General features: G+C 53.3%; 4 protein-coding genes. 3 read left to right on the forward strand and 1 reads right to left on the reverse strand.

What is annotated here, in order from left to right; all coding sequences use genetic code 11:
- Positions 1-291 precede the first annotated feature (291 nt).
- Complete coding sequence (locus ACP5J3_RS11255) at positions 292-2,379, forward strand: AAA domain-containing protein (protein ID WP_428495780.1); 2,088 nt, start codon at positions 292-294, stop codon at positions 2,377-2,379.
- Between the two features lie 6 nt (positions 2,380-2,385).
- Here the strand turns inward: ACP5J3_RS11255 and ACP5J3_RS11260 are convergent, their stop codons facing one another.
- Positions 2,386-2,610 (reverse strand): hypothetical protein, encoded by a 225-nt coding sequence (locus ACP5J3_RS11260; RefSeq protein WP_428495781.1) that lies wholly within the window; start codon positions 2,608-2,610, stop codon positions 2,386-2,388.
- Between the two features lie 29 nt (positions 2,611-2,639).
- Here ACP5J3_RS11260 and ACP5J3_RS11265 point away from each other — a divergent pair, with 29 nt between their 5' ends.
- Positions 2,640-2,903, forward strand: a complete 264-nt coding sequence (locus ACP5J3_RS11265; RefSeq protein WP_428495782.1) for a hypothetical protein — start codon at positions 2,640-2,642, stop codon at positions 2,901-2,903.
- An 899-nt stretch (positions 2,904-3,802) separates the two neighbouring features.
- A partial coding sequence (locus ACP5J3_RS11270; protein WP_428495783.1) for a DEAD/DEAH box helicase occupies positions 3,803-4,402 on the forward strand: 600 nt, incomplete at its 3' end.

Genomic DNA, 4,402 nt, shown 5'->3' on the forward strand with positions numbered 1-4,402 from the left:
ATCGGTAGTGGGTGACGTGGTAGCCCATCTTGGGCATATCCCAGCTCTTAACAGCCTCTATCACGGCGGATCCGCAGTAAGGACATTTTATGGGCATGAGCTTCTTAACACATAGCCTTTTAACTCTATCGAACATAACCAAGAAGCCTTAGCTCTTTTCTTAATCCTGTGCCAGAGGTCTCTGAGAAATATCATGACAGATGACCTAGAGGTTTCCAACTTCTTTGTATTTAGTTAATTAATTGCTGTTAATAAGTGGTAATACTTATATTGATTGTCTATGATGGTTTTGTGTTGCCTTTTTGTCCTAGGTGTAGGAATGTCCTTAGGCCAGCTGTGGAGGGGCCCTTTAGGGTTCTTGTATGCTCTAGGTGTGGCTATAGGGAGGTTATTTCGACCTTGGTGTCGCTTGGGAAGACGCCATCTATTGTCGGCACGAGGTCGGAGAGGTGTCCTAGGTGCGGCGGCCCCCTTCTCGTAACCTCTTCTTACAACCTAGAGTTTGAGTACTGTAGGAGTTGTGGCTACTTAAAGTCGCGCCGGGTGGCTTCTGGCGTAAGGTTCCCCGTATCTCGGGAGCCTTTGTTACAATGGCTACATGCGGCGAGGCGGGAGGCGGCGAGGAACAAGACTGTCATAGGGACTGGGCGTCTACAAAAGGATTCGAAATCTGGCGACGTGGCGATGTTGACCATCGAGGGGAGGCTACCGGCAATATACGCCAGATCTCTCAAACCTCAAGACGCGTTGTTTTACGACGGAGAGCTCTGCATTTTGGCTGATGTAAGATCTGTGGATTGCCAAGGTGATTACTGTAGGGCGAATTTAGTTCTCTTAGCCAGGGAGGGGGACTTCCCGCGTGAAGGCGAGCTCAAGCTGGCGGAGCCCACTATGCTCTACGACTCAGCCATTAGAATACTGGAAAGCGGAGACTATGCCCGGCTTTGTGGGTATTTAAAAGAGGCGGGGAGTTGTCCCAATTTGCAAAGAGGCATCCCTCCCCAATTTCGATTTAAATGGCCCGGCTTAGATCACGAAAAGGCCGACGCCGTTAGGAGGATTCTCTCCATGCCTCCCCACGGGTATTTAGTGGTGGAGGGGCCTCCCGGCACTGGCAAGACTACGGTGATAGCGGCCGCGGCTTGTGAGCTAGCCGCCGCGGGGAGGAGGGTGCTCATAACTTCACATACAAACGTCGCTGTGGATAACGCAATTGAGCGGCTGTTGGAATTCTGCGGCAATGAAGTGGGTAGATATGTTACGCGTATAGGCCACCCCGTGAAGGTTAGCCCTACGGTAAAGCGTTATATCAACCTAGACTTGCAGAGGCAGAGGAGGGAAGGGCTGGAGAAGTTGTTGAAAGAGGCTAGGGTTTTCGGCATGACTTTGACTAAACTAGCCTCTCTAGACGTGTTCTACGATCTCGAGAGGCTTTCGAAGAGGTTGGGTGTATGGCCTCCTTTTGACTACGTCTTTATTGACGAGGCCTCTATGATACCCACCGCCACGGCGGCTGTGCCTATTTATTTCAGCTCTAGGAGGGTGATTCTGGGGGACTCCCGCCAGCTCCCGCCCCCCATAGATCTAGAGGGGGCGCCCCAAGAGGCGTCGGCTCCGTTGATAGAAGCCGCGTATTCTGTAGGCGAGGTGATACTACTTAAGAGACAGCGCCGCGGCCTACCTGAGATCTTTAGCTATATAAACGAGGCTTTTTACCAAGGCGAGCTTGAGATGGCCTACTCCGGCCAGCCGCTTGTCTTGGCCAGAGGCGGGGATCCCCTAGACGAGGTTTTGGAAAGCGCTCTGTCGTGGATAGACGTGGAGGGGCGTATGGAGTGGATGGAGGTGGTGAGAGGCCCCTACGTGCGGTACTCCGCCTATAACAAAGCAGAGGCGGCCTTGGCGATAGCTCTATACCGCAGGCTTCTAGACCTGGGCCTGCAACCGGAGCAGGTGGCGATTATAGCCACGTATAGAGCGCAGGGCCTGCTTATAACCAAGGCTCTGGACGTGGCTGGCTTGAGGCGGCCCCCTGTGGCGTCGTTAGAGGTGGAGCGTCTAGAGCATCTAGAGGAGCTCATGGACCTCAGAGCCTCCACCGTGGACAGCTTCCAGGGGAGGGAGAAGGACGTGGTGATATACTCCATGGTGGCCGACAAGATACACGACGCTTTGATTAACTACGCGCGGCTAAACGTAGCCATCAGCAGAGCTAAGAGGAAGGCTCTGGTCATATCGTCTTTAAAACACGGCCTTGAAGTCCTCCCCTGGATCGATCTGCTTAGGAGGAGGGCTAGAAAAGCTGCCATCGAGGCGCCGGGGTGGGCTAGAGACGTCGTGGAGAGGGCCGCCTCGGCGTTGCAAGAGGCCTCTGGCTGAGGGGTGTCAATTGCCGTGGGGGTACTGCCTTACCGCCGCCATCGCCGCCTCCACCAGGGCTTTTATCTGCTGGTCCTCTGTCGGCTTCCCGTCGACGTATATCCTCTCCCCGTCGTATTCTATCACCGTCTTGTCCTCCAGCACGATGAAGGCGCCTACCTCGAAGAGGTGGACCTCCGCGGTTTTGTCGCCTATTTTGACGCGGTAGGCCGAGGGGCCTATGCGCTCCACGGATATATACCCCCCGGGGCTTTTTAACTGTGTGGCTCTACTACCTCGACGAGTTCCGCCGCGTCGACTGCGGCGGGCTCTCCCCGGTCGACTGCGCGTTGAAGCTGGCCGCAGAGGCCGGATGCGAGCCGGAGAGGTGGTGCATGTGGCGGGACGCGGCCGAGCCAGCCGTGTTCGCCATTGAGGTGTACTGCAGAGGCGGCCTCTCGGCGAAGCTCATACCGAGCCCGGAGGCCCTGTGGAGGTACTACGCCAACGAGAGAGACAGATTCTGCGCAGAGGCCCTCAACTAAATGTGAGCACATTCTGATCTCCTGGCGTCCCGGGGGGTACGGGGCTTGAGTTGGCCTTTCGGCGCGCCTGGGAGGGGGCCGCCCGGAGTATCAACGCCGCTTTTCTGCATGCCGAGAATTTCATAATATATCCTCACAAACCCTCTTGGCGTTGTGCAAAGCATGTACATGTTTTGCGCAACAAGCGTTGCTCCATCGCAACTTCGCCATCCCAGTGAAGTAGCCGAACCCAGACGACGTGAGGCGCGTGCTGGCGGGCGAGCACTTGCACGACGTCGTCGAGAAGGCGATCGAGGTCAAGCTCCGGCTTAAGAGGATAGAGCTCGTGCCATGGCCCTGGAGGAGGGGCTAAGGGAGCTGGCGCTGAAGCAGATCCAGTAAGAACCCCTCTGTTAAGAAGTAAATGCCATACATGATTAGTCTTTGCATTCAGTAATTGCCCATCCCTACTCTAGCTATGTGAAAATTTGTCAATTTCTGCTCAGCCGCCCTCTTACCCGCCTCCACCCAGACCCTCTAACGGCTTGCTTCTCAGCATTCTTAATGGCCTCGGATCTAGCCTCTCCAGCTCTTAAAAGCCTTCGCCTGGCCATCTCCACATCTAGGCCACTCGGCCAAAAACTGAAAATAGAGGGGAGGAAAGTGGGGATCCACCTCTTTAAAATAGATACCTTCATCGTGTTAGAGGACAAGACAATAATCAAATACAAGGGGAAGAGGATATGTATTAATGGAACTTAATCTAATACTAAAGAACTTGAAATATCCGTAGAGAAAATCCTTGAAATTATTAAAGCATATACACATAAGAATTAACTATATAATACTTTTGAAATTAGGTTGTGGATAGTCTTACTTTTCCAGCTGTAAAAATAACATTACCGAAGCGTAGCGCTGAAATGTCGGGCGTAAAATTCCGGGTGCTTCTACCGCGTTTATGCAACAGGGGAGTAGAGCTCTGCGACTGGGAGATGTACCGCCACCAGAAAGAAGGCTTGGAAAAACTACTAAAGGGACAAAACATAGTGCTCGTCGCGGAGACTGGTAGCGGCAAGACTGAAATCTGGGTTAGCTACGCCCTTGAGAGGTTAATAAGCGGCGATTTTAGAGCGCTGGCGATATACCCCACCAAGGCGCTTACAGGAGATCAGCTGGAAAGAATAGTTAGATATGCAAAACAAGCTGGCTTAAGTATAGGCGTGAGGGGGAGCGCCCCGCTGAGGGTTATATACGGAGACGTTCTGCGATACGACGGGGACGTCAGCAAGTGGGTTAAAGATTACATGATACAGCAGGCCAAGATTGTAGTAACAAACCCAGAAATAATCCACCACGCTCTCTACAAGGGGCACCGCATAGAGCCCTTTCTCAGAAAAGTCGATTTGGTAGTCGTTGATGAGCTAGATTTCTACGGTAGCGCCAGAGCCGCACTTCTACTCCACATGTTAAAACTACTGCAGAGGAAATACGGCGTCGAGCCGCAGTTGGTGGCAATGGGC

The sequence above is a fragment of the Pyrobaculum sp. genome (genome assembly GCF_049971835.1).
Classification (GTDB): Archaea; Thermoproteota; Thermoprotei; order Thermoproteales; family Thermoproteaceae; genus Pyrobaculum.